Here is a 23,464-nt window from a genome sequence, read left to right on the forward strand (position 1 = left end):
GTGCACAGTTGATCGAGGGAACCCTCGGCGTCCGAACCGGCGGACGCCCCGATCCGCTCAGCCCCGGCAAGGAGGCCCTCGGGTGAAGAAGATCATCAACGACCCGGCCGACGTGGTCGTCGAATCGCTGCGCGGTATGGCCGCCGCCCATCCCGATCTGATCGCGGTGTCCTTCGACCCGGCGACCATCGTGCGCGCCGACGCGCCGGTCACCGGTCGGGTGGCGGTGATCTCCGGGGGAGGTTCGGGGCACGAACCGCTGCACGGCGGCTTCGTGGGCTCCGGGATGCTGGCCGCCGCCGTCCCGGGTGCGGTGTTCACCTCGCCCACGCCGGACGCGGTGCAGGCCGCGATCGGTGCCGCGCACGGCGGTGCCGGCGTGCTGCTGGTGGTGAAGAACTACACCGGCGACGTGCTCAACTTCGAGACGGCGGCCGAGCTCGCCGGGGTCGACGGCCTCGACGTGCGCACCGTGGTCATCGACGACGACGTCGCGGTGAAGGATTCCACGCACACCGCCGGACGTCGCGGGGTCGGCGGCACCGTGCTGCTGGAGAAGATCGTCGGCGCGGCCGCGGAGCGCGGATCCGATCTGGACACCTGCGAGCGGTTGGCCCGGCGGGTCGTCGACCAGGTCCGCTCGATGGGGTTGGCGCTGACCGCCCCGACCGTCCCGCACGTCGGGGAACCGAGCTTCGCGCTCCCGGCCGACGAGATGGAGCTCGGCATCGGCATCCACGCCGAACCGGGACGGGCGCGGGTTCCCGTGGCCTCGGCGGACGAGGCGGTGCGGGCCCTGCTCGACCCGATCCTGGAGGACCTGCCGTTCGCCGAGGGCGACGACGTCCTGCTGTTCACCAACTCGATGGGCGCCACGCCGCTGATGGAGCTCTACCTGGCGCACGGCATCGCCGAGCGGCTGCTCGCCGAACGTGGGATCCGGGTCCGCAGGCGCCTGGTCGGCCCCTACACGACGAGCCTGGAGATGCAGGGCATGAGCCTGACGCTGCTCAAGCTCGACGACGAACTCACCGAGCTGTGGGACGAGCCGGTCCGCACCGCGGCGCTGTGCTGGTGACCGGAGGAACGGGTGGATTGATGGGTTGTACGGCACAGAACGTGATCGAGGCGCTGCGCGCCGGGGCGGAATCGATCGCCGAGCACCGCGACGAGCTGGTCGCTCTGGACCGCGAGATCGGCGACGCCGACCACGGGGAGAACATGGACCGCGGATTCCGCGCGGTGGTCTCCGCCGTGACCTCGACCCCGCCGGAAACACCCGGCGCGGTGCTCAAGTCGGCGGCGACGGTGCTGATCTCCACCGTCGGCGGTGCGTCGGGCCCGCTCTACGGCACGGCCCTGCTGCGGGCCGCGTCGGCGGTGGGTGACGCCGCCGAGCTCGACGGTGCGGGAGTGGCGAAGGCGCTGGAGGCGGCCTCGGGCGGTGTGGTGGCCCGGGGCAAGGCCGTCGCCGGGGACAAGACCATGCTCGACGCGCTGTCCCCGGCAGTGGAGGCGGCCAAGGCGGCCGCCGATTCCGGTGCCGCCCCGCGAGAGGTGCTCACCGCAGCCGCGGAGGCCGCGGCGGAGGGCGCGCGGGGGACCGGCGAACTCGTGGCGCGCAAGGGCCGGGCGTCGTACCTGGGCGAGCGCAGCGCCGGGCACGTCGATCCGGGAGCCCGGTCGACGGCGCTGCTGCTGGCCGCATTCGCGGGGGCGGTCGCGTGAGCGTCGGACTGGTGATCGTCTCGCACAGCGCCGCCCTCGCCGAAGGGGTGGTGGAACTGGCCGCCCAGATGGCGCCGGACGTGGTGGTGGTCGCGGCCGGTGGGCTGCCCGACGGCGGTATCGGCACCGACTACGAGCGGGTGTCCGCAGCGGTGTCCGACGCCGACAGCGGGGACGGCAGCGTCCTGCTCTACGACCTCGGCAGCGCGCAGATGACCGCGGAACTGGTCGTCGAGATGCTCGGTGACCCGAACTCGGCCGTCGTCGCGGACGCGGCCCTGGTCGAAGGCGCCGTCGCGGCGGCCGTCGCGGCGCAGGGCGGTGCCGATCTGCGGGCCGTGGCCCGCGCCGCCGAAGCCGATCCGCGGCAGAGCCCCCGCGCCGAGGACGGCGACGAACTCGGCGGACCCGCCGAGGAGGTCAGGGAAGAGCTGGAGCTGACCAACGACGTCGGCCTGCACGCCCGACCGGCCGCGCTGCTCGCCCGGTCGCTGACCGGGCTGCAGGCCGAGGTGCTGATCTCGCTCGGCGAGCAAGAAGCCGATGCCGCCAGCGTGCTCGGGCTGATGGGCCTCGGCGCCCGCAAGGGCGACCGGATCGTGGTGCGCGCCACCGGGCCGGACGCCACCCAGGCGGTCGCCCGCATCCGCGAGCTGGCCGAACGCCACTTCGACGAGTAACGACCTCTCGGGAACCCCCGGTCTCCGTTGACCGGGGGTTCCGTCGTGCGCGCGGGGATGGCAGCAGGGGAACCTTCCTGTCACCGGTGGCAGCAGGGGAACTTTCCTCCCACGTCGCGGTGCCGCGCGAGTGGTGACAGCAGGGGAACTTTCCTCCCACATGTGACAGGAAGGTTCCCCTGCTGCCCCGCCGGAGCGGATCCGGCCCCGGCGGCGGGGTTAGGCTGGGTCGGTGCCGAAGCGGGTCCGCCTCCTCCGCCTGCCGCTCGTCCTGGTGTGGCTGCTCGCCGTCGTGGGCTGCACGCCGCCCGGCGAGAAGGCGGTCGCCGAACCCGCCGGGGCCGCGGAGATGCTCGGCGATCTGCGCACGGTGGATCCGTGCACGCTGACCGACCCCGCCGCTCTCGCCCACGTCGGCGCTGCCCGGCCGGCGGCGACGGTGTCCCTGGACTACTGCCTGCTGCACGTGGAGCTCCCGGACGGCTCGCTGGCACAGCTCAGCGTCGGGGAACTGGAGCGGGTGCCGCCGGGGCCGCCGAGCGGGCCGGTGCGGCAGCTCGGGACGCTGCGCGTCCGCCACGACGCCCCGATCCCGGGCCACTGCGCGCGCCCGCTGCTGTTCGGCGACGGGATCGCGATGAACGTCAGCGCCGATCTGCTCAGCGGTGACCCGGGAGCCGGGCTCTGCGGGGTGGCGCAGGCCGGGGCCGAGATCGCCGCCGAGGTGGTGCAGCGCGGCGAAGTGGGGCACCACCGGTTCCCCGCCGACTCGTTGGCGCTGATCGATCCGTGCGCGGTGCTGGACACCGCGGTGGTGGCCCAGATGCCGGGCCTGGCCGACGCCGAGCCCGTCTCCGCCCCGGCTCGGCACCAGTGCCGCTGGGGCGAACTCGCGGCCGACGCACCGCGGATCCAGTACTCGCACACGGCCGGCGCACCGCCGACCGTGCTGCACGGCGCGGCCGTGGAGGAGATGATCGCAGGCCGGCGCACCGTGCTCAGCGTCGTCGGGGGCGACCCGAGCGTCCCGCTGTGCTCGGCGGAGACGGCGCACCGCCCCTTCGGTGATCCCGCTTCCGGCCAGGTCGAGGTGGCCATGCTGGTCGTCGCCGTACCGGGGGAGACGGGGATCGACGCCTGCGAGTACGCGCGCGGCCTGGCCGCCGCCACCTGGCCGCGACTGCCCGCGGCCTGACCGCCGCGCCACCGCACCGCGACTCGCGAGCTACCGTGGTCGGGTGCCACGACGCAACCGCCCCCGGCGTCCGAGGGGAGCCGACACCACCACCCGGTCGATGGGTACCGGGTTCGGCTGGTCGCGCGTCGAGCAGGCCGCGGACGGCGAGTGGATGGTGCGCACCGTGCCCGCGGCGCAGGCCACCAAGCACTACCGCTGCCCGGGCTGCGACCACGAGATCCGGCCCGGCATCGCGCACGTGGTCGCCTGGCCGGGGGCTGAAGAGGGCGGGGTCGGCGATCGCAGGCACTGGCACAACGGGTGCTGGAACGCGCGCAGCCGTCGCGGGCCCACCCGGCGCTGGTCCTGAGGCCGCGGCGACCGGAATCATCCGTTCGTGGCAGTATCTGAGGCGATGAGCACCGAGATCCGCGCCAACACCGTGCTCCCGGCCCACCGGGAACCGATCACCCTGCACACCGCGGACGACCTGGAGCTGATCGGCGAGCTGTCGGTGCCGCAGGACCGGCCGCCCCGGGCGACGCTGGTCTGCCTGCACCCGCTGCCCACCCACGGCGGCATGATGGACTCGCACCTGTACCGCAAGGCCGCGTTCCGGCTGCCCGCGCTGGCCGACCTCGCGGTGCTCCGGTTCAACACGCGCGGGACCGCCAGCGAGGCCGGACGCAGCCAGGGCACCTTCGACCACGGCAACGCCGAGCGCCACGACGTCGTCGCCGCCCTCGAATACGCCGAGTTCCACGACCTGCCCCACGTGTGGCTCGTCGGCTGGTCGTTCGGCACCGACCTGACCCTGGTGCACGGCCTCGATCCGCTGGTCGAAGGCGCGGTCCTGCTGTCCCCGCCGCTGCGGTGGAGCACCGAGGAGCACCTCCGGGCGTGGGGAGAGTCCGGCAAGCCCGTGCATGCGCTGATCCCCGAGCACGACGACTACCTGCAGCCCGACGAGGCGCGGCAGCGGTTCGCGCCGATCCAGCAGGCACGGGTCGTCGGCTTCCCGGACACCAAGCACCTGTGGGTCGGCAAGGCGGAAGCGGCGCTCGACGCGATCGTGCAGGCGGTGGTTCCCGAGGTGCCGACGCCGCTGCCGCGCACCTGGGACGGGCCGTCGGAGACCCGCCAGGTCACCATCATCGACTCCTGACCGCCTCGGACTCCGGCGCGCTGGTGGCAGCAGGGGAACTTTCCTATCACCGGTGACAGGAAAGTTCCCCTGCTGCCACCGGCACGCAGCCGCCACGTCCGGCAGGATGGGGGCGTGCATTGACAGGAAAGTTCCCCTGCTGCCACCGGCACGCAGCCGCCACGTCCGGCAGGATGGGGGCGTGCATTACGTCGAATCCGGCGCTGGGACGCCGCTGGTGCTGCTGCACGCCTTCCCGGTGGACGGGCGGATGTGGGACGAGGTGCGTCCGCGGCTCGACTCCCAGGTCCGGGTGATCGCACCGGACGTGGGCGGGCTCGGCGCGTCCGCGGCCGAGGTCGACGAGCCGGGGATCGATGTCGCCGCCGCCGGGGTGCTGGGGCTGCTGGACCGGCTGGAACTCGACCGGGTGGTGCTGGGTGGCTGCTCGATGGGCGGCTACGTGGCGATGGCGCTGCTGCGCGCCGCGCCGGAGCGGGTGGCGGGGCTGCTGCTGGCCGACACGAAGGCGGTGGCCGACGACGCGGACCAGCGGGCGAACCGGTTGTCGGTGGCCGAGCGCGCCGAGCGGGAGGGCACCGCGGGCTGGCTGGCGGAGAGCAGCGCGGCGAACCTGGTCGGACGCGCTTCGCACGACCAGCGCCCGGAGGTCGTGGCGCGGGTGCGGGGTCTGATCGAGGACCAGCCCGCGGCGGGGGTCGCCTGGTCGCAGCGGGCGATGGCGGCCCGGCCGGACAGCACGGCGGTGCTGCGCTCCTTCACCGGTCCGGCGCTGGTCGTCGTGGGTGCTGAAGACGTCCTGACCCCGCCCGCGGCCGCGCAGGTGCTCGCCGACGCGGTCCCCGGCGGTGAGCTGGTGGTGCTCCCGGAGGCGGGCCACCTGCCTCCGGTGGAGACGCCGGAGGCCTTCGCCGCGGTGGTGCGCACCTGGCTGGAGCGCACCGGCCTCGGCTGAGGCTCAGCTCTTCTCGACGCGGGTGGCGCTGTGGCTGCGCTGCGGCTGCTCCTCGGGCACCGGTAGCTGGATGCGCCGGGTGGGCTCCTCCGGGTTGTAGCCGGGCATCTTGTCCCGGCGGATCTTCTCGGTGGGCCCGTCGGTGGCGGTCTTCCCGGACTTGTCCGCGGTCTCGGCGGGGGCGGCCTGGTCGGGCCGGTCGGCGGCGACGGCCCCTTCGGCGTCCTTGCGGGCCTGCTCGCGGGCCTCGGCCGCGGTCTCGCGGAGCTTGGCCTCCTCGGTGTCCTCCTGGGCGAGCCGCTCCAGCAGGGGCGTGGTCTGGCCGAGCAGCCCGGCCGCGTCGCGGAGCTTGGCGGCGACGGTGTCGCGCAGCTCGGTGAGCGAGTGCACGTGCTCGTCGGCCTTGGCCAGCCGCCGCTGGCACTCCTCGGTGGTGGCGCCGAGGCGGCGTTCGGCGTCCGCGCGGGCCTCGTTGACCAGGCGCTTGCTCTCCCGCCGGCCGTCGTCGATGACCCGGGTGGCCTCCTCGGTGGCCTCCCGGACCATGGTGGTGGCCTTCTCGGTGGCCGCGGCGATCCGTTCCTCGGCCTCGCGGGTGCTGTCCGCCTCCCGCTTCTCGGCCGCGGCGATGCTGTCCTTCTCGCGCTTCTCGGCGGCCTCGGTGGACTCGCGGGTGAGGGTGTCGACCTTGGTCTTGGTCTCCTGGGTGAGGCGGTTGGCCTCCTCGGTGGCCTCGCGGACCCGGCGGTGCGCCTCGGTGGTGCCCTCCCGCAGTCGCCGGTTGGCCTCCTCGGTGGCCTCGCGGACGCGCCGCTCGGCTTCGTTCTTGCTGGTGGTCTCCTGCTCGGCGAGCAACCGCATGGACTCGGTGCGCCGGGCCGCCATGGCGATCTCGAAGTCCTCCTCGACCTGGGTGCGCCGGGCCTCGGACTCCTGGTCGGAGCGCTTGCGGTTCTCCTCGGCCTCGCGGGTGATCCGCTCCGCCTCGGCCTTCGCGCCCTCGATGAGGGTGCGGTGCTCGGTCTCCATCTCGCTGCGCCTGCTGTCGAGCTCGGCGATGAGCTGCTCGTAGCGGGTGCGCAGGGAGCCTGCCTCGGCTTCGGAACGCCGCCGGACCTCGCCGGCGTCGGCTTCCGCGCGGGAGCGGATGTCGTTGGCCTCGTCCTGGGCGAGGCGCAGCATCCGCTGCAACCGCTCGCTGAGGCCCTCCAGCGTTGTCGGCGGCTTGGCGAGGCGTTCCACCTGCCCGCGCAGGTTCTCGACCTCGGAGCGGGCCGCCTCCAACTGCTTGGAGAGGTCACTGGCCTGCGACACGGCGGCATCGCGGTCCGAGGTGAGGATCCGGATGTCGGCGTCGAGGCGCTCCAGGTGTTCGTCCACCTGTGCGCGGTCGTACCCGTTCTTCCGAGCGAGGTCGAAGCCGGAGCCCAGTGGCAGCAGATCGCGGTCGTCGGCAAGGCCCATGCTCCCCAAGCTACCTGCAAGACGACGTCCGCGTGCAGCGCGCACCCCGTCTTCCGGGGCTTTTTCTGTGGTGGTCGTCGCCCGCACGAGGGGACCAAAGGCCCGGTCGCGGCGTCTTGACCGGTCGGCCGACCAAGCGAACCCTGGAACTTGTCCGACACCCTCGTGGAGGTGATCGACGTGGCTGAGTCGAACGGTTCGACCGCGAAGCCGTGGGTCCGCTGGCAGGACTGGCTCGGGGTGGTGCTGGGCGCGTACCTCGTCCTGTCGACCCTGTGGACCACCACCAACGGCGGTGCGCTGTCGGCGATGATCGTGCTCGGTGCGCTGCTGGTGATCGCCAGCGCTTGGTCGCTGGCCATGCCGAGCTCGATGACCAGCGAGTACGTCCACATGGCGTTGGGCGTGCTGATGTTCATCGCACCGTGGGTCCTGGGTTACGCGGACCTGACCGGTGCGGCGTGGACCTCCTGGATCGTCGGCGCGCTCACGGTGCTCGCGGGGGCCGCCGCCTTGCCCGAAGCCGGCTCGATGCACCGGCGGGGCATGGCGGGCCAGCACTGATGACAGCCGCCCGGGCGGCTCCGCGCCGTCCCGGGCTCCGCACGACCGCGCGGCCGAAAGGTCGCGCGGTCCCTTCCCCGAGGAGGGGAGGGGCGATGTCGCACGATGCGCGGGAGCGCATCCTCACCGCGGCGGGCGAGCTGTTCGCCGAACGCGGTTTCGATGCGACGCCGACGTCCCGGATCGCCGAACGGGCCGGAGTCCCGAAGGGCTTGATCCACTACTACTTCCGGCGCAAGCAGGACCTGCTGACCGCGCTCGTCGAGGGGCTGCCGGAGCCGGCGGTGCCCGACGTGGCGGTGCGCGGTGATCTGGCGGGCAGCCTGCGACGCCTGGTGCGCGAGTTCGACGCGCGCCCGGTGGCCCGGGTGCTGTGGCGGGAAGCCGACACCCACGCCGCCGTGCGCGACGCGTTGCAAGGCCGGTTCCGCCTCCTGGTGGAGCAGATCCGCGCCGTGATCGCCACCGCGCTGCCCGTCCGAGGAGGTGATGCCGACGTCGACGCGGCGGCGTTGCTGCTGGCCCGGGCGCTGCACCAGCGCGCGGGGAACACCTGCGGCGGAGGCTGCGGGCTGGACCGGGAGATCGGGTTCATCGCCCGCGCCCTGCGGCGGACCCGCCCGGCGTGACCCACGTGCATCCTTGTGAAAGTCCTTCCACCGCTGAACAATCTCCCTGTCGGCGGCGGGGAGGGGTTGTGGTGGGCCTTGGTGATGTGCGCTTGTCCCGGCGGCAGGGGATGGTCGCGACGGTCGCGGGAGCAGCGGGGGCGGGGTTGGTGAGCCCGGCCGGGCGCGCCGCCGACCGCGAGGACGGGCGGTACCGGGTGCCGGGGCTGAGCGCACCGGTGGAACTGGTGGAGGACCGCTACGGCGTGCCGCACCTCTACGCCGCCACCGAGGACGACGTGTTCCTCGCCCAGGGGTTCAACGCCGCCCGCGAGCGGCTGTTCCAGATCGACCTGTGGCGGCGGCGCGGTCTCGGGCTGCTCTCCGAGGTGCTCGGCCCGGACTACGTCGAGCAGGACCGCGCCACCCGGCTGTTCCTGTACCGGGGCGACATGGCGGCGGAGTGGTCCCGCTACGCGCCGGACGCCGAGCGCATCGCGACCCGCTTCACCGCCGGGATCAACGCCTACCTCGACTGGTTGGAGGCGCACCCCGAGGCGCTGCCGGAGGAGTTCGGGCTGCTCGGCTACCGCCCGGCGCGCTGGGAACCGGCCGACGTGGTGCGCATCCGCAGCCACGGGCTCACCCGGAACCTGGCCAGCGAGGTGCAGCGAGCGCGGGTGGCCTGCGGCGCCGACGTCGACACCGACCTGGTCCGGCAGGGGCTGCAACCCGCGCACCGGACGGTGGTGCCCGACGGGCTCGACCCGTGCGCGCTGCCGGACGCGGTGCTCGACGTGTTCGCGCTGGCCGTCCAGGAAGTCGAGTTCACCGGCGGCGAGGTGCGCCCGAAGCCGCTGCCCGACATGCACACCGAGGGCAGCAACAACTGGGCGGTCAGCGGCGCGCGCACCGCCACCGGACGCCCGGTGCTCGCCAACGACCCGCACCGGTCCTACGCCGCGCCCTCGCTGCGCTACCTGGCGCACCTGTCCGCGCCGGGGCTCGACGTGATCGGCGCGGGCGAGCCGGCGCTGCCCGGCATCTCCATCGGGCACAACGGCACCATCGCGTTCGGGCTCACCATCTTCCCGGTCGACCAGGAGGACCTCTACGTCTACGAGCTCGACCCGGCCGACCACTCCCGGTACCGCTACCGCGACGGCTGGGAGCCGATGGTGGTGCTGCGCGAGCAGGTCCCGGTGCGCGACGGGGGCACCGAGGTCGTCGAGCTGCCCTTCACCAGGCACGGCCCGGTGATCCACGTCGACGCCGAGCGGCACCGCGCCTACGCGGTGCGCACCGCCTGGCTGGAACCCGGGATGTCGCCGTACTTCGGCAGCATCGCCTACATGCGGGCCCGCAGCTTCGAGGAGTTCACCGCCGCGATGCGCAACTGGGGCGCGCCCACCGAGAACCAGGTGTACGCCGACACCGCGGGCAACATCGGGTGGGTCCCCGGCGGGCTGGCGCCCAACCGGGTCGGCTACGACGGGCTGCTGCCGGTGCCCGGCGACGGCCGCTACGAGTGGGACGGTTTCCGCTCCGGCGACGACCTGCCCCGGTCGCTGAACCCGCCCGAGGGGTTCGTCGCCACCGCGAACCAGTTCAACCTCCCGCCCAGCCACCAGGACCTCGGGCTCGGCTACGAGTGGACCAACCCGTTCCGCCACCAGCGGATCGTCGAGGTGCTGTCCCGCCAACCGAGGCACTCGGTGGCCGACTCGCAGAAGTTGCAGCTCGACCAGCTCTGCCTGCCCGCGCGCCGGATCATCCCGCTGCTGCCGGACCCGGACGGGCGGGATGCCGGGCTGGCGCGGGCGGTGCGGCTGCTCCGCGGCTGGGACTGCGTGGAATCGGCGGACTCGGCAGCGGCAGCGCTGTTCGAGGTCTGGCTCGGCAAGCACCTCGGCCCGGACTTCGTGGTGGCGGCCGCGCCGACCGTGGCCCAGCACATCGGCTCCCCGGACACCCTGGTCCTGCTCGAGGAGCTTGAGCACCCCGGGCGGTGGCTGCGCGACCCCGCGGCCCGCGACGCGCTGCTGCTGGACAGCCTCGCCTCGGCGGTGGCCGAGGTGCGCGAGAAGCTCGGTCCGGGCCAAGGGCGGTGGGCGTGGGGATCGCTGCTGCACACGCTGTTCGAGCACCCCGCCGCCGATGCGTTCGACGACGCGCAGGACCGCCGCTTCACCGTCGGACCGATGCCGCGCGGCGGCTCGCCCGACACGGTCAACCAGTCCGGCTACCAGCTCACCGACTTCCGGCAGCTCAACGGCCCGTCGTTCCGGATGGTGCTCGACGTCGGCGGCTGGGACAGTTCCGTCGCGATCAACGCGCCCGGGCAGTCCGGGGATCCGGCCAGCCCGCACTATCGGGACCTGGCCGAGCCGTGGCGCGCCGGGGAGTACTTCCCGCTGGCCTACAGCAGGGCGGCGGTGGAGCGGATCGCCGAGCGCCGGTTCGTCCTGCTGCCCGGGTGACGGCTGCGGCTTGGTGGCAGCAGGGGAACTTTCCTGTCACGGGTGGGAGGAAGGTTCCCCTGCTGTCACAGGTGAGAGAAAAGTGGCCCTGCTGTCACCGGTGGGAGGAAAGTGGCCCTGCTGTCACCGGTGGGAGAAAAGTGGCTCTGCTGTCACCGGCCGTGGTCGGCGGAGCCGGAGCGCCGGGGACCCGACCAGTCCGGCGCGAGCCGGGGAAGTAGCGGCCGAGCAGGTGCGCCGCGAGGGCGTCGCGGCGCACCGGGTCGACATCAGGCCGGTTCCACGAGTTCGACGAGCACGCCACCGGCGTCCTTGGGGTGCACGAAGTTGATCGCGCTGCCCGCGGTGCCCCGGCGCGGTTCGTCGTAGAGCAGCCGCAGTCCCTGCGCCCGCAGGGCGTCCATCGCCGCCCGCACGTCGGTCACCCGGTAGGCGAGCTGCTGCAAGCCGGGCCCGTTGCGGTCCAGGAACTTCGCGATCGCCGAGTCCGCGCTGACCGGGGCGATCAACTGCACCTGGGCGCCGCCCGCTGCGGCACCGGGCGCCCGCAGCATCGCCTCCCGGACCCCTTGGTCCTCGTTGACCTCCGTGTGGGCGACCTCCAACCCGAAGGTGTCGCGGTGGAAGGCGATCGCCTCATCGAGGTCGGCGACGGCGATGCCGACGTGGTCGATCGCGGTGACGAGGCCGTTCAAACCTGCGCGCATGGGAGGAGCCTAACCCGCGCCCGCACCCCGTGACGATCGTCGAACGAGCCCGGGGAAGGCGGGAAAAGCCCGAAGATCCACTGGCCCGGACGGCGGAGCCGGGCAACTCTTGCCCCGATCAGGATGTCGCCGGACCACGCGGGAGGAGCGGTCATGGTCGGAGGTCGGGACTTCCGGAGGCGGCGGGCGGTGCTGGCGGGCGGCCTCGCGGCCCTGCTGCTGGCGCCCGCGACGGGGTGGGCCGCGGGCGGGGACGGGGTGCGCTCCGGCGGGGGCGGCGACAACCCGACCGCCGAGCGGCTCACCCGCGAGCGGGCGTGGGTGCAGGCGGGCCCGCTGCGGTTCGGCGCCGAGCCGCTCGCCGCCGTCGAATCCGCCGCCACCGCCGCCGCGGCCGACGCGACCTGTTCGATCAGCGCCACCACCGCCACGCACCTGGTGCTCGCGCCGACCTGGCCCGAGGTCGCGCCCTCCGGGGCGGCGCCCTCGCCCATGACGCTGTCCCGCTACGACGACCAGCCCGCCCTCGCCGACCCGGAGCAGCGTTCGCCCGGGTTGTTCTTCAACCCCGGTGTCGGCATGTGGCAGCTCGACTCGGCCGGGCTCGGCGCCGACGTCACCGCGGCCACCGCCATCGACGCGGGCAGTGCCGCGCGGGAGGTCGCACCGGGCATCGTCGCCGCCTACTGCACCGCCCGGTCCGCCGGGCGCGGAGCGGCCGAGGCCCGCGCCGCCGCCTGGCGCCCCTGGCACGCCTGCGACGACGGCGCGTGCGAGGACGTCTTCGCCCGGCTGGGATCCGAGGGCGTCACCACCGACCGGGCGACGTCCCGGCACGGCGGGGCGGAGCCGCGTCGCTGCACCTACCAGGGCACCGCCTACGACTGCCTCTACGTCGATCCGGCCGCCGCCGAGGGCGAGGGCGCCTGGACCTCCCCGGGCTACGGCCCGGCCCCGGTGGCCGCCCCCTTCTACGCGTTCCGCCACGCCGAGGGCGGCGTGGCGTACGAGGTGCGCTACTGGTTGAGCGCCGACTCCGGGGCCGCCACCGACGTCTCCGCGTCCCGCCGCCTCGGGGTCAACGCGCGCACCGCGCTGACCTGGGCCGCTGAGAGCGATCTGTGCGACACCACCGCGGGGCGCGGCCGCTGCTGAGCGCTCGCCCCGCCGGGCGGTCGGTGGTCAGCGGTCGCCGCTTCCGGCCGGACGCCGGGCCGTGTTGGGCGTCACAGAGGCCCGCGGGGTGTGCCGGGTATGGTCCCGGAGGCCCGCACGGGCCCAGAATGGTGAGTGGCAACGCAGCTCGACACCCGGGAGGAAGCAGTGGGTACATCGGTGATCGTGGCGGGAGCGCGGACCCCGATGGGCCGCTTGCTCGGCTCGCTCAAGGACTTCTCGGGTGCCCAGCTCGGCGGGTTCGCCATCCGGGCGGCGCTGGAACGCGCCGGGGTCGCTCCGGAGCAGGTGCAGTACACGATCATGGGCCAGGTGCTGACCGCCGGTGCGGGGCAGATCCCGGCCCGCCAGGCCGCCGTGGCGGCGGGCATCCCGATGGGCGTGCCGGCGCTGAGCATCAACAAGGTGTGCCTGTCCGGGCTCGACGCCATCGCGCTGGCCGACCAGCTCATCCGCGCCGGTGAGTTCGACGTGGTCGTCGCCGGTGGCCAGGAATCCATGACCCAGGCCCCGCACCTGCTCACGGGCTCCCGCGAGGGCTTCAAGTACGGCGACGCGCAGCTGCTCGACCACATGGCCCACGACGGGCTGTTCTGCGCCTTCGACCAGGTCGCGATGGGCCTGTCCACCGAGAAGCACAACGCGCGCTACGAGCTGACCCGCGAGGAGCAGGACGCCTTCGCCGCCCGGTCGCACCAGCGGGCCGCGGCCGCCGCCGAGCGCGGGGTGTTCGCCGACGAGATCACCCCGGTCGAGGTGCCCCGGCGCAAGGGCGATCCGGTCGTCGTCGACACCGACGAGGGGGTGCGCGCCGACACCACCGCCGAATCCCTCGGCAAGCTGCGGCCCGCCTTCGCCGCCGACGGGACCATCACCGCCGGTTCGGCCTCGCAGATCTCCGACGGTGCTGCCGCCGTCGTCGTGATGAGCAAGGCCAAGGCCGAGGAGCTCGGGCTCGACTGGCTCGCCGAGATCGGTGCCCACGGCGTCGTCGCCGGCCCCGACGCGAGCCTGCACGAGCAGCCGTCCAACGCGATCAAGACCGCTTGCGCCAAGGCGGGAATCGACGCCGCCGCGCTCGATCTGGTCGAGATCAACGAAGCTTTCGCCGCCGTCGGTCTGGTCTCCGCCCGCGAGCTCGGTCTCGGCGAGGACGTCGTCAACGTCAACGGCGGTGCCATCGCGCTCGGCCACCCCATCGGCATGTCGGGTGCCCGGCTGGCCCTGCACCTCGCGCTGGAGCTCAAGCGGCGCGGCGGCGGGACCGGGGCCGCGGCGCTGTGCGGCGGTGGTGGGCAGGGCGATGCGCTGCTCATCGAGGTCCCGCGCGGCTGACCGGAGCCGAACGTGATCGGACCGTTCCGGTCTCGCTACCCTGGGAGACATGAAGTGGCTTCCAGGTGGCTGGCAACGAGCTGATCGTCCGGACCCGGAACGCACGACGGTGCGGCGCGGTGCGGTGGGTGACCAGGGGACCGCGCGCTACACCTCCGATCACGCCGCGCAACCGACGCGCGCCCCCGCCGGGCCGAGCCAGCCGGTGCCCACGGTGCTCAGCGCCGACGCCCAGGACGTCGACGTCAGCGCGAGCAGCTTCCGGCTCATGCTCATCGGCGGCGGCCTCAGCGGTCTCGTCGCCGTCCTGTGCGCCGCGGTGATCGCAGCCGGTCGCGCGGGTGTCGGGGTGTGGATCGCGCAGCTCGTGTCCGGCATCCTGTTCATCGGGTTCCTGCTCAGCGCCCGCGGGATGCTCAACAGCCGGGGATTCCTGTTCGACCGCAACGGTTTCTACGCCCGCACCAAGGGTGAGGTGTTCGGCGTCGCCTGGGACGAGATCTCCGCCATCGGCATCGGCACCCTGCCCTGGATCCAGCACGGCCGCCCCGTGCACCCGGAACGCAGGCAGGCGCTGGAGTTCTACCCCGCCGACCCCGGATTCGCCGCCCGGCACCCGGAGTGGGAGCGCTGGCGGGTGCAGGAGCGGCCGTCGATGCCCGGGCTGCCCGGTGAGCGCTACCGCTTCCACCTGCCGCCCTTCAGCCGCCTGTCGCGGAGCCTCGAAGGCGCCGTGCAGACCGTCGCGCCCCGCAAGTGGGTCGGGCAGTACCGCCGGGAGTCGCCCGCGCCGGAGTGACCGGGGTGGGAGGAAAGTGGCCCTGTTGTCACGGGTGACAGGAAGGTTCCCCTCCTGTCACGTGTGGGAGAAAAGTGGCCCTGTTGTCACCGGTGACAGGAAAGTTCCCCTGCTGCCATGGGTAAGAGGAAGGTTCCCCTCCTGTCACGTGTGGGAGAAAAGTGGCCCTGCTGTCACCAGTGACAGGGAAGTTCCCCTGCTGCCACGGCCGCGCGGTCACCGCCCGAGGCTGGCAAGCGGGTCGGCATCGGTGAGCAACGGGTCGTCGGCGGCGAAGGTGCGCGCCACGCCGCGCCCCGTCACCGCCGTCTCGAAGCGCACGGTGACCCGCCCGTGCCCGGCGCCCTGCACCCAGCCATGCCCGTGCTCGGGGTGCGCCACGTCGTCCCCGGCCCGCCAGGGACGAGGCTGCGGGGCGTCGGATTCCGGCTCGGCGGCGGGCGGTGCGGCCGCCTCGCTGGTGCGTTCCGCCGGGTGTTGGAACAGCGGTTCCTGCTCGGAGGTGGCCAGTCCCGAGTAGGACACGCCGACGAGCCGGACAGGCGTTCCCGGCGGCACCGCGATCCCCACCAGGCGGCGGGCGGCGGCACCGAGCACGGCGCGGTCGCTGGTCGCCGAAGGCAGGGTTTCCGCCCGGCTGATCGTCGTGAAGTCGGAGTCGCGGACCTTGACCGTCACGGTTCGCGCCGCGCGCCCCGAGGAAGCCAGCCGGCGGTGGGCGTTGGCGGCCATCCCGTCCACCTCGACCGCGAGCCGGATCGGATCGGTGACGTCCACGTCGAAGGTGGTTTCGGCGCTGACCTGCTTGGCCTCGGCTCGTTCGGCGACGGCGTGGTCGTCGAGCCCGTGCGCCAACCGGTGCAGTTCGGCGCCGTGGGCCTGCCCCAGCAACGCGGTGACGTCGTTGAGGTGCAGCGCGGCGAACTCCCCGATGGTGCTGACGCCGATGCGGTGCAGCTTGCCTTCGGTGACCGGACCGACGCCCCACATCGAGCGCACCGGCAACCCGGACAGCAGCGGGAGCTGCTCCTCGGGCGGGACCACCAGCATTCCGTCGGGTTTGGCGAGCCCGGAGGCGATCTTGGCCAATTGCTTGCCCGCCCCGGCGCCGATCGAAGCGTTCACCCCGACTTCGCGGTGGACCCGACCGCGCAACGCGGCGGCGAAGCGCTCGACCTCCTCGGTCTCGGCGCCGCCGAGGTCGGGAGGCTCCAGGAACGCCTCGTCGATCGAGACCTGCTCCATCACCGAGGAGGACTCCCGCACGATGGCCAGCACGTCGGCGCTCACCGCCTGGTACACGCGGAACCTGGGCGGCAGCACGATCGCGGGTGGGCAGCGACGCCTCGCCTCGGCCATCGGCATCGCCGAGCGGGCGCCGTACTCGCGCGCCTCGTAGCTGGCCCCGGCGACGGTGCCGCGCGGTCCGAGGCCGCCGACGAGCACCGGTCGGCCCCGCGTCGTGGGACGGGTGAGCTGCTCCACGGACGCGAAGAACGCGTCCATGTCCATGTGCAGCACCCACCTCCGCATGCCCTCCATTCAACGGGATGGCCCCGACAGCACGTTCGCACCAGTCGCGACCGCCCACGATGGGGTTACGGTGGGGTCATGGCTTCCTACGGCGAGCTGGTTCCCGGGCGCAAGCTCCGGCACGACGGTGACCAGGGCGGTATCTCGCGGGGCCACGACCCGGGGGGACCGCTCGACCTCGACAGCGGTGTGGTGTTCCTCGCGCCGCCGAAGCGCGACCAGCCGGACGACGACACCCCCGACGAGCCGCGCGACGACTCCTGAGCGCTGACGCCCGCGCCCCGACGCATCAACGCGGCCTCGCGCCGCTCTCCCGCACCGCCGCTGCGCTCTCGTGCGGCCTCGTGACGTGGCAGCAGGGGAACCTTCCTGTCACCGATGGCAGCAGGGGTGCCTTCCTGTCACTCATGGCAGCAGGGACGCCTTTCTGTCACCGATGGCAGCAGGGACGCCTTCCTGTCACCAATGGCAGCAGGGGAACTTTCCTGTCACCTCTGGCAACAGAGGCGCCTTCCTGTCACCAGTGACAGCAGGGGAACTTTCCTCCCACCAGTGACAGCAGGGGAACTTTCCTCCCACCCGTGACAGGAAGGTTCCCCTGCTGCCACCTCAGCACCGGGAGCGGTAGAAGAACTCCGACTGCTCGTCCATGGTGTCGCGGGTGAGGGCGATCATCGGGGTCTTGGTCTCCCGCTCGACGGGTTCGCCCTTGATCGCGGCGATCGCGCGCCGCACGCCTTCGCGCCCGATCCGGGCCGGGTCCTGCGCGATGAGCGCCTGCACCCGGCCGTTGCGCAGGTCCTCCACCTGCTTGGGGCTCGCGTCGAAACCGACGAGCGGCACGTCGCCGGAGCGGCCTGCGTTGGCCAGGGCGGTGGCGGCGCCTTCCCCGGTGTTGAGGTTGGAGCCGAACACCCCGACGAGGTCCGGGTGGGCGCCGAGGGTCGCCGAGACGACCTGCGCGGCGGTGGCGGGTTCGTTGTCGGTGTACTGGCTGGGCAGCAGCGTCAGGTGCGGGTGGTGTTCGCGGATCTCGTCCTCGAAGCCGGCGACGCGCGCGTCGGTGGTGGAGGTGCCCGCCTTGGTGTTGAGCGCGAGCACCGAGCCGGGTCGTCCGGCGGTGAGCTCGGCGAGGGTGCGTGCGGCGAGCCTGCCGCCGGCGTAGTTGTCGGAGGACAGCGAGCTGACGGCGATCGAGCGGTCCGCCAGCGCGGTGTCGACCTCGACGACCTGGATCCCGTTGTTCTTGGCTTGGCGCAGCGGCGCGGCGAGCGCCTGGTCGTCGGTGGGGGCGATGATGACCGCGCCGGGACGGGTGCTGATCGCGCTGCCGAGGATCTGGGACTGCTCGGCCTGCTCGAAGCGTTCGGGCGCTTGCGCGTTGAGCTCGTAGCCCTGCGCGGCGGCCTCCGCCTCGGCCGCGCATTCCATCGAGACGTAGAACGGCTCGCCGCGCATCCCGGTGATGAGCACGAGCCGCTCGTTGCCGGGGTCGGTCGCCGCGCCGCCGGTGTCGCCGATCTGCCCGCTGCCGCAGCCGGTCAGCAGCAGCGCGCCGGTGAGCAGCGCCGCGATCTGGTGGGTCCTCATCGCATCCTCCACACGTCGTCGTGCCGTCTACCGCCCTGCGCGGGCCCGCCGTCGCCGCTGGTCCCACCACACCGCCGCGACGAGCACCGCGCCGACCGCGATGGGCTGCCAGAACGGCTGCACCCCGACCATGACGAACCCGGTGTCGAGCACCGCGGGGATGAACACCCCGATGACGCTGCCGAGGACGCTGCCGATGCCGCCGAACAGGCTCGTGCCGCCGAGCACCACCGCGGCGATGGCGTTGAGGTTGTCGTTGCTGTGCCCGCTGATCGTGGTGGTGCCGAAGTAGGCCAACGACAGGAATCCGGCCAGCCCGGCGAGCAGCCCGCTCAGCGCGTAGACCTGCACCAGGTGGCGGGTGACCCGGATGCCCGCGCGCCGCGCCGCTTCGGCGTTGGACCCGATGGCGTAGGTGTGGCGGCCGAACCGGGTGGTGCGCAGCAGCCACGCCGCCAGCAGGGTCACGGCAGCCACCACCAGCACCAGGTTGGGGACCACGGCGAACGAGGTGCCGGTGCCGAAGGTCAGCCGCAGCGCGCTGGGCACGGTGCGCACGTCCACGCCGTTGGTGAGCAGTTGCGCGGCGCCGAGCGCCGCCCCGAACGAGCCGAGCGTGACGATCAGCGCGGGCACCCGCGCCACCGCCACGAGCAGCCCGTTGAGCACGCCCCACAGGGCGCCGCCGGCCAGCGCGACGAGGAGGCCGACACCGATCGCGCCCCAACCGAGGTCGGTCGCGTCGCCCCCGCCGAGGGCTTCCATCGTCTTGGCGGACACGACACCGGAGAACACCAGCACCGATCCCACCGACAGGTCGATCCCGGAGGTGATGATCACGAAGGTCATGCCCACCGCGAGCAGCAGCAGCGGCCCCGCCTGCACCAGCAGCGTCTGCGCGTTGTAGAGGGTCGGGAACGCGGCCGGTCGCAGCAGGCTGAACAGCGCGCACAGCCCGATCAGGACCAGTCCGGTCCACAGCGTGGGAGAGGCGGTCGGCCTGCGGCGCATCAGTCCTCCTGGGACAGGGCGCCGGTCATGGCGCCGACGAGTTCCTCCAGCGACGTCTCGGCGGCCCGGAAGCGGGCCACCCGCCTGCCCAGCCGCAGCACCTCGACGCGGTCGGCTACCGACCGGACCTCGGGCATGTTGTGGCTGATCAGCACCACCGCGATGCCCGAATCCCGGACCCGCCGGACCACGTCGAGGACCCGTTCGCGCTGCACCACGCCGAGCGCGGCGGTGGGTTCGTCGAGGAACACCAGCCGGTCGGCCCAGGCCACCGACCGGGCCACCGCGACGCTCTGCCGCTGCCCGCCGGACAGCGACCCGGTCGGCACCGCGAGATCGGGCAGCTCGACGCCGAACGCGGCGAACCGCTCGGCGGCCTGGGCGCGCATCGCGGTGTGGTCGAGCATCCCGAGCCGGCCCAGCACCCCGCGGCGGCGCAGTTCCCGGCCGAGGAACAGGTTCGCCGCCGGATCGAGGTCCGGGGCCACCGCGAGGTCCTGGTAGGCGGTTTCGATGCCGTGGGCGCGGGCGGCGGTGGGGGAGTCGAGGACGACCGGCCGCCCGTCCACCAGCACCTGCCCGGAGTCGGGACGCTCCACCCCGGACAGGCACTGGACCAACGTGGACTTGCCCGCCCCGTTGTCGCCGATGAGCGCGACGACCTCACCGGGGTGGGCGGTGAACGCCGCACCGCGCAGCGCCTCGACGCCGCCGTAGCGCTTCACCAGGTCGCGGGCTTCGAGCAGCGGTGCGGTCATCTCGCCTCCGTCGGGTCAGCCGATGCGGGGTGGTCTGCAGCGCACGGCGGTCAGGTCGCCTTCGACGGTGGCCGCGCCCGCGCCGTGCGGGACGACGAGCGTGCCGCCGGGGCGCAGCGGCACCGCGCCGTGCTCGGTGCGCAGCGTTCCGGTGCCGTCGAGGACCACCAGCACGCTGAACGACGGATCCAGCTCGATGCCGCCGTTCCGCGATTCCGCGCGCAGCCGCTCGGCGTGGAAGAACTCGTCGGCCTGCTCGGACAGCAGCGGCACCCGGGCTGCCGGGTCGTCACCGGTGCGCTTGATCAGCGAGGTCAGCAGGTCGTCGCCGAAGCCGCGGTGGTTGAGCGTGCGCAGCGCGGTTTCCCGGTCGAGCCCGAGGAACGCCTGCTCCGCGTCGGCGAGGAAGCCGCTCCACTCCAGCGTGACGGAGAAGTCGGTCGGCTGCTGGAGCTCGACGAGGAACACCCCGGGGCCGATCGCGTGCGGGGTGCCCGCCGGGACGTGCACGGTGTCCCCGGCGCGCACCGGGATCTCGTTGAGCGAGCCCAGCAGCGCGGAGGAATCCTGGGTCGCCACCCACCGCTGCACCGCGGCCGGGTCGGCGTCCTGGCGGAAACCGCAGTACACCACGGGATTCGCGCCGGAGGTGCCGATCACGATCCACGCCTCGGTCTTGCCGAACCGGGAGCCGAGGTGCTGCTGGGCGAAGCGGTCCGACGGGTGGCAGTGCACCGGCAGGCGCTGGCCCGCGTCGAGGAGCTTGACCAGCAGTGCGGTGCTGTCGCCGAACGCGGCGACGTGCTCCTCGCCCAGCCAGCCCCGCGGATCGGCCTGCACGGCATCGCGCAGCAGGCGCCCGTCGGGCAGCCGGGACAGCCCCGCTTCGGCTTGGCCGAACCGGGTCGTCGTGGACGCGACCCAGTCCTCCGGGCCGTAGTCCCGCTCGGGCGCGCCGCGCAGCGCGGCGATCGACGCGCCACCCCGGTAGAACTGCTGCGGCTGGTTCGCGGGCAGCTCGATCGGCGCGCCGGTCGCGGGGGTGTGGGCAGTCACGGGGAAACCTCTCCGGATCGTCGGGGCAGCAGCCGGGTCGGGATGACGAGGTGCCGCGCCGGTGCGGTGTCCCCGTCGAGCCGGCTGAACAGCAGCTCGGCGGCCGTGCGGCCGAGTTCGCGGGTGTCGTGGGTGATCACGGTGACCGGCGGGTCCACCAGGTCGGCCAGTTCGAAATCGTCGAAGCCGACGAGCGCGGGACGCCGCTGCGCGCCCGCGAGCACGCGCAGCAGGTGCACCGTGATCCGGTTGTTCCCGGTGATCACGGCGGTCGCCGGGCGCAGCGGGCCGGTGAGCGCGGCGCGGACCGACTCGGCGGTGTGCGGGCCCATCGCGGTCAGCACCGGATCGGCCGCGATCCCCGCCCGGTGCAGCCCGCTGCGGTAGCCCCGCAGCCGCTCGGCGGCGGTGTGGATCGCGGGATCGTCACCGAGGAAGCCGATCCGCCGGTGCCCTCGCCCGACCAGGTGGTGCACCGCCTGCTCGGTGCCGCCCGCGTCGTCGAGCAGCACCGTGTCGGCGTCCAGGTCCCCGGCGGGGCGGTCGACGAACACCACCGGCGTGCCCGCGTCGATCTCCGCGCGCAGGTAGCCGTGCTCGCGACCGGCCGGGACGACCAGCAGCCCGTCGACCCGGCGGGCGCAGAACTCCCGGACCAGCTCGCGTTCGCCCGCGGGGTCCTCGTCGGAGGAACCGGTGAGCACCCGCCGTCCGCGAGCCCGGGCGACCTCCTCCACCGCGCGGGTCAGCAGCGAGTAGAAGGGGTTGCCGACGTCCTCGACGACCAGCCCGACCATCCCGGTGCCGACCCCGCGCCGCAGGTCGCGGGCGCCGAGGTTGCGGGAGAAGCCGAGCCGGGCGATCGCCTCGGACACCCGCTCGGCCGTCGCGGGCTGCACCCCGGCCTCCGCGTTGACCACGCGGGAGACCGTCTTCACGCTCACCCCGGCGAGCCGCGCCACGTCGCTCATCGTGGCGCGCTTGCCGGACGGCCGGTGCGACAACGTTGTCATGGTGAGCGGCATTGCACCGCATCCCGTGGATCACTGTCAACGGCCTGAGTGGAGGAGGGCGCCGGAGGTGGAGGAGGTGCCGCCGGACGGCGCAGCCCGGCGGCGTCCGGCGGGCGGTGTGCCCGGACCGGTCGCGGCGTGATGCCGGACACGCGCCACACTACGGGGTGAGCAGTGCGAGGGGAGTGGGTGCGACGTGCCGCGGACGTACGGTGGCTGGTTCCGGCTGGTGGCGATCGCCGAGGCGATCTCGTGGGCCGGGCTGCTGATCGCGATGGTGCTCAAGTACGGCTTCGACATGCCGTTCGCCGTCACCGTGATGGGTTCGGTGCACGGTGCCCTGTTCACCGCCTACGTGCTCGCCTGCCTGATCGTCTTCAGCCCGCTGCGTTGGAGCTTCGGGGTGCTGGTGCTCGCCGGGGTCGCGTCGGTGCCACCGCTGGCGACGATCTGGTTCGAGCGCTGGGCCGCCAAGCGCGGCCTGCTCACCGTGGTCGACTCCGACGAGCCGACGTTCTGGGGCAAGGTCCGCCAGATCAACTGAACGGCCGCCTTCGGCGTTGGCCTCGCAGGCGTGACAGGAAGGTTCCCCTGCTGTCACCGGTGGGAGGAAAGCGGCCCTGTTGTCACCGGTGGGAGAAAGGCGGCCCTGCTGTCACCGGTGGGAGAAAGGCGACCCTGCTGTCATGGGTGACAGAAAGGCGACCCTGCTGTCATCCCCACGCGGTCGCCGGTGGGTCAGAAGTCGCCCGCGGCGTGGCGGACCTTGCCGAGCAGGTCGGTGAGCTGCTGGGTCTGCCGCTCGGTGATGCCGTTGAGCCCGAAGTCGATGGCGGTGACCGAGTCCGTCGCCTTGTTCATGAGGTCGCGGCCGTCGTCGGTGATCTCGACCAGGGTGGTGCGCCGGTCGGTGGGGTGCGGCGTGCGGCGGACCAAGCCGTCCTGTTCCAGGCGGTCGACGATGTTGGTGACGCTGGTCGGGTGGAGCTGGAGGCGGTCGCCCATCACCCGCATCGGCAGCGAGCCGCGCCGGGAGAAGGTCAGCAGCACCAGCGCTTCGTACCGGGCGAAGGTCAGGTTGTGCGGGCGCAGCGCGCTGTCGACGGCGGACTGGAGGATCTGCTGCACGCGCATGATGCTGGTGACGGCGGCCATCGTGGTGGCCGGACCCACCCGCTCGGTCCAGGTCTCGGCGGCGCGGGCGATGGGGTCGAAGGGAAGCGGACTGCGGGGGGTCATGGTGTCCGACGCTAGCAGCGGGTACCCATCCGATGGATGACTGCGGTCGTTCAGGATGTGATACGCGCCGCACCGGACTCGTGGGCCGGTGCGCGGACCAAGAGGAGGACACCAGTGCTGGTGGCGTTCAGCGTGGCACCGACCGGTGCCGGGGATGACGACAGCGTGAGCGAAGCGGTCGCGGCCGCGGTGAAGGTGGTGCGCGAGTCCGGGCTGCCGCACGAGACGACGGCGATGTTCACCACCGTCGAGGGCGAGTGGGACGAGGTGATGGACGTGGTCAAGCGGGCCACGGAGGCGGTTTCGTCGACGGCGCGCCGCACCAGCTTGGTGCTCAAGGCCGACATCCGCCCCGGCCACACCGGCCAGTTGGCCGAGAAGGTGCGCCGGGTCGAGGAGCACCTGGGCGACGACCGGTCGTGAAGG

Annotated in this window: 25 protein-coding genes; 16 read left to right on the plus strand and 9 right to left on the minus strand. The window is 73.2% G+C overall.

Going from position 1 to position 23,464, the window contains the following annotated elements:
• The first annotated feature begins 82 nt into the window (after positions 1 to 82).
• The 7 genes from dhaK (at position 83) to ABD976_RS25930 (ending at position 5,705) form a co-directional block, all read left to right on the plus strand.
• Positions 83 to 1,078 carry a dihydroxyacetone kinase subunit DhaK gene (gene dhaK, locus ABD976_RS25900; RefSeq protein WP_345367681.1) on the plus strand — a complete coding sequence of 332 codons (996 nt, stop codon included), beginning with the start codon at positions 83 to 85 and terminating at the stop codon, positions 1,076 to 1,078.
• A gap of 20 nt (positions 1,079 to 1,098) precedes the next feature.
• Positions 1,099 to 1,728: a dihydroxyacetone kinase subunit DhaL gene (gene dhaL / locus ABD976_RS25905; protein WP_345367682.1), complete on the plus strand. Its 630-nt coding sequence runs from the start codon at positions 1,099 to 1,101 to the stop codon at positions 1,726 to 1,728.
• Positions 1,725 to 2,408: a dihydroxyacetone kinase phosphoryl donor subunit DhaM gene (gene dhaM, locus ABD976_RS25910; protein WP_345367683.1), complete on the plus strand. Its 684-nt coding sequence runs from the start codon at positions 1,725 to 1,727 to the stop codon at positions 2,406 to 2,408. The genes dhaL and dhaM overlap by 4 nt, the downstream gene beginning before the upstream one ends.
• A gap of 232 nt (positions 2,409 to 2,640) precedes the next feature.
• Positions 2,641 to 3,603, plus strand: a complete 963-nt coding sequence (locus ABD976_RS25915) for a hypothetical protein (RefSeq protein WP_345367684.1) — start codon at positions 2,641 to 2,643, stop codon at positions 3,601 to 3,603.
• A gap of 43 nt (positions 3,604 to 3,646) precedes the next feature.
• The gene (locus tag ABD976_RS25920) at positions 3,647 to 3,955 is read left to right on the plus strand and encodes a hypothetical protein (RefSeq protein ID WP_369774692.1); all 309 of its coding nucleotides are present in this window, start codon (positions 3,647 to 3,649) and stop codon (positions 3,953 to 3,955) included.
• A gap of 45 nt (positions 3,956 to 4,000) precedes the next feature.
• Positions 4,001 to 4,750 (plus strand): alpha/beta hydrolase, encoded by a 750-nt coding sequence (locus tag ABD976_RS25925; protein ID WP_345367685.1) that lies wholly within the window; start codon positions 4,001 to 4,003, stop codon positions 4,748 to 4,750.
• 181 nt (positions 4,751 to 4,931) lie between these two features.
• Complete coding sequence (locus tag ABD976_RS25930; protein ID WP_345367686.1) at positions 4,932 to 5,705, plus strand: alpha/beta fold hydrolase; 774 nt, start codon at positions 4,932 to 4,934, stop codon at positions 5,703 to 5,705.
• Positions 5,706 to 5,708: 3 nt separating this feature from the next.
• On the opposite strand, the gene ABD976_RS25935 is transcribed toward ABD976_RS25930, so the two are convergent.
• Complete coding sequence (locus ABD976_RS25935) at positions 5,709 to 7,169, minus strand: M protein (RefSeq protein ID WP_345367687.1); 1,461 nt, start codon at positions 7,167 to 7,169, stop codon at positions 5,709 to 5,711.
• 180 nt (positions 7,170 to 7,349) lie between these two features.
• Here ABD976_RS25935 and ABD976_RS25940 point away from each other — a divergent pair, with 180 nt between their 5' ends.
• The 3 genes from ABD976_RS25940 to ABD976_RS25950 all read left to right on the plus strand — a co-directional run bounded on the left by ABD976_RS25940 (position 7,350) and on the right by ABD976_RS25950 (position 10,821).
• Positions 7,350 to 7,733, plus strand: coding sequence for an SPW repeat protein (locus ABD976_RS25940; protein WP_345367688.1), 384 nt, complete (start codon positions 7,350 to 7,352; stop codon positions 7,731 to 7,733).
• 95 nt (positions 7,734 to 7,828) lie between these two features.
• Positions 7,829 to 8,362 carry a TetR/AcrR family transcriptional regulator gene (locus tag ABD976_RS25945; RefSeq protein ID WP_345367689.1) on the plus strand — a complete coding sequence of 178 codons (534 nt, stop codon included), beginning with the start codon at positions 7,829 to 7,831 and terminating at the stop codon, positions 8,360 to 8,362.
• A gap of 71 nt (positions 8,363 to 8,433) precedes the next feature.
• Positions 8,434 to 10,821 (plus strand): penicillin acylase family protein, encoded by a 2,388-nt coding sequence (locus ABD976_RS25950; protein WP_345367690.1) that lies wholly within the window; start codon positions 8,434 to 8,436, stop codon positions 10,819 to 10,821.
• A 269-nt stretch (positions 10,822 to 11,090) separates the two neighbouring features.
• Here the strand turns inward: ABD976_RS25950 and mce are convergent, their stop codons facing one another.
• A complete protein-coding gene (gene mce, locus ABD976_RS25955) occupies positions 11,091 to 11,528 on the minus strand; it encodes a methylmalonyl-CoA epimerase (RefSeq protein WP_345367691.1) in 438 nt (145 codons plus the stop codon).
• A 153-nt stretch (positions 11,529 to 11,681) separates the two neighbouring features.
• Between mce and ABD976_RS25960 the strand changes: the two genes are divergently transcribed.
• From ABD976_RS25960 to ABD976_RS25970, 3 genes are all read left to right on the plus strand, one after another.
• Entirely contained in the window at positions 11,682 to 12,683 is a 1,002-nt protein-coding gene (locus ABD976_RS25960) for a hypothetical protein (RefSeq protein ID WP_345367692.1), read from the plus strand.
• A gap of 168 nt (positions 12,684 to 12,851) precedes the next feature.
• Complete coding sequence (locus ABD976_RS25965; protein WP_345367693.1) at positions 12,852 to 14,039, plus strand: acetyl-CoA C-acetyltransferase; 1,188 nt, start codon at positions 12,852 to 12,854, stop codon at positions 14,037 to 14,039.
• Positions 14,040 to 14,088: 49 nt separating this feature from the next.
• Positions 14,089 to 14,838: a hypothetical protein gene (locus ABD976_RS25970; protein WP_345367694.1), complete on the plus strand. Its 750-nt coding sequence runs from the start codon at positions 14,089 to 14,091 to the stop codon at positions 14,836 to 14,838.
• Positions 14,839 to 15,054: 216 nt separating this feature from the next.
• On the opposite strand, the gene ABD976_RS25975 is transcribed toward ABD976_RS25970, so the two are convergent.
• On the minus strand, positions 15,055 to 16,371 hold the full coding sequence (locus ABD976_RS25975; RefSeq protein WP_345367695.1) for a DNA polymerase IV: 1,317 nt from the start codon (positions 16,369 to 16,371) through the stop codon (positions 15,055 to 15,057).
• A 78-nt stretch (positions 16,372 to 16,449) separates the two neighbouring features.
• Here ABD976_RS25975 and ABD976_RS25980 point away from each other — a divergent pair, with 78 nt between their 5' ends.
• Positions 16,450 to 16,635, plus strand: a complete 186-nt coding sequence (locus tag ABD976_RS25980) for a hypothetical protein (protein WP_345367696.1) — start codon at positions 16,450 to 16,452, stop codon at positions 16,633 to 16,635.
• Between the two features lie 345 nt (positions 16,636 to 16,980).
• On the opposite strand, the gene ABD976_RS25985 is transcribed toward ABD976_RS25980, so the two are convergent.
• The 5 genes from ABD976_RS25985 to ABD976_RS26005 are packed head-to-tail and all read right to left on the minus strand — an operon-like array spanning position 16,981 to position 21,757.
• Entirely contained in the window at positions 16,981 to 17,961 is a 981-nt protein-coding gene (locus tag ABD976_RS25985) for an ABC transporter substrate-binding protein (protein ID WP_345367697.1), read from the minus strand.
• 27 nt (positions 17,962 to 17,988) lie between these two features.
• Positions 17,989 to 18,972, minus strand: coding sequence for an ABC transporter permease (locus ABD976_RS25990; protein ID WP_345367698.1), 984 nt, complete (start codon positions 18,970 to 18,972; stop codon positions 17,989 to 17,991).
• Positions 18,972 to 19,730, minus strand: a complete 759-nt coding sequence (locus ABD976_RS25995) for an ATP-binding cassette domain-containing protein (RefSeq protein ID WP_345367699.1) — start codon at positions 19,728 to 19,730, stop codon at positions 18,972 to 18,974. Before ABD976_RS25995 ends, ABD976_RS25990 begins: the two co-directional genes overlap by 1 nt.
• Before the next feature lie 15 nt (positions 19,731 to 19,745).
• A complete protein-coding gene (locus tag ABD976_RS26000) occupies positions 19,746 to 20,786 on the minus strand; it encodes a class I mannose-6-phosphate isomerase (RefSeq protein ID WP_345367700.1) in 1,041 nt (346 codons plus the stop codon).
• The gene (locus tag ABD976_RS26005; protein ID WP_345367827.1) at positions 20,783 to 21,757 is read right to left on the minus strand and encodes a LacI family DNA-binding transcriptional regulator; all 975 of its coding nucleotides are present in this window, start codon (positions 21,755 to 21,757) and stop codon (positions 20,783 to 20,785) included. Before ABD976_RS26005 ends, ABD976_RS26000 begins: the two co-directional genes overlap by 4 nt.
• Before the next feature lie 238 nt (positions 21,758 to 21,995).
• Between ABD976_RS26005 and ABD976_RS26010 the strand changes: the two genes are divergently transcribed.
• Positions 21,996 to 22,343: a DUF3817 domain-containing protein gene (locus ABD976_RS26010; protein ID WP_345367701.1), complete on the plus strand. Its 348-nt coding sequence runs from the start codon at positions 21,996 to 21,998 to the stop codon at positions 22,341 to 22,343.
• 194 nt (positions 22,344 to 22,537) lie between these two features.
• Here ABD976_RS26010 and ABD976_RS26015 read toward each other — a convergent pair whose 3' ends face one another.
• Positions 22,538 to 23,038 carry a MarR family winged helix-turn-helix transcriptional regulator gene (locus ABD976_RS26015; protein ID WP_345367702.1) on the minus strand — a complete coding sequence of 167 codons (501 nt, stop codon included), beginning with the start codon at positions 23,036 to 23,038 and terminating at the stop codon, positions 22,538 to 22,540.
• Positions 23,039 to 23,152: 114 nt separating this feature from the next.
• Between ABD976_RS26015 and ABD976_RS26020 the strand changes: the two genes are divergently transcribed.
• A complete protein-coding gene (locus ABD976_RS26020) occupies positions 23,153 to 23,461 on the plus strand; it encodes an MTH1187 family thiamine-binding protein (protein ID WP_345367703.1) in 309 nt (102 codons plus the stop codon).
• Positions 23,462 to 23,464 lie beyond the last annotated feature (3 nt).

The organism is Saccharopolyspora cebuensis (genome assembly GCF_039542665.1).
Taxonomy (GTDB): Bacteria; Actinomycetota; Actinomycetes; order Mycobacteriales; family Pseudonocardiaceae; genus Saccharopolyspora; species Saccharopolyspora cebuensis.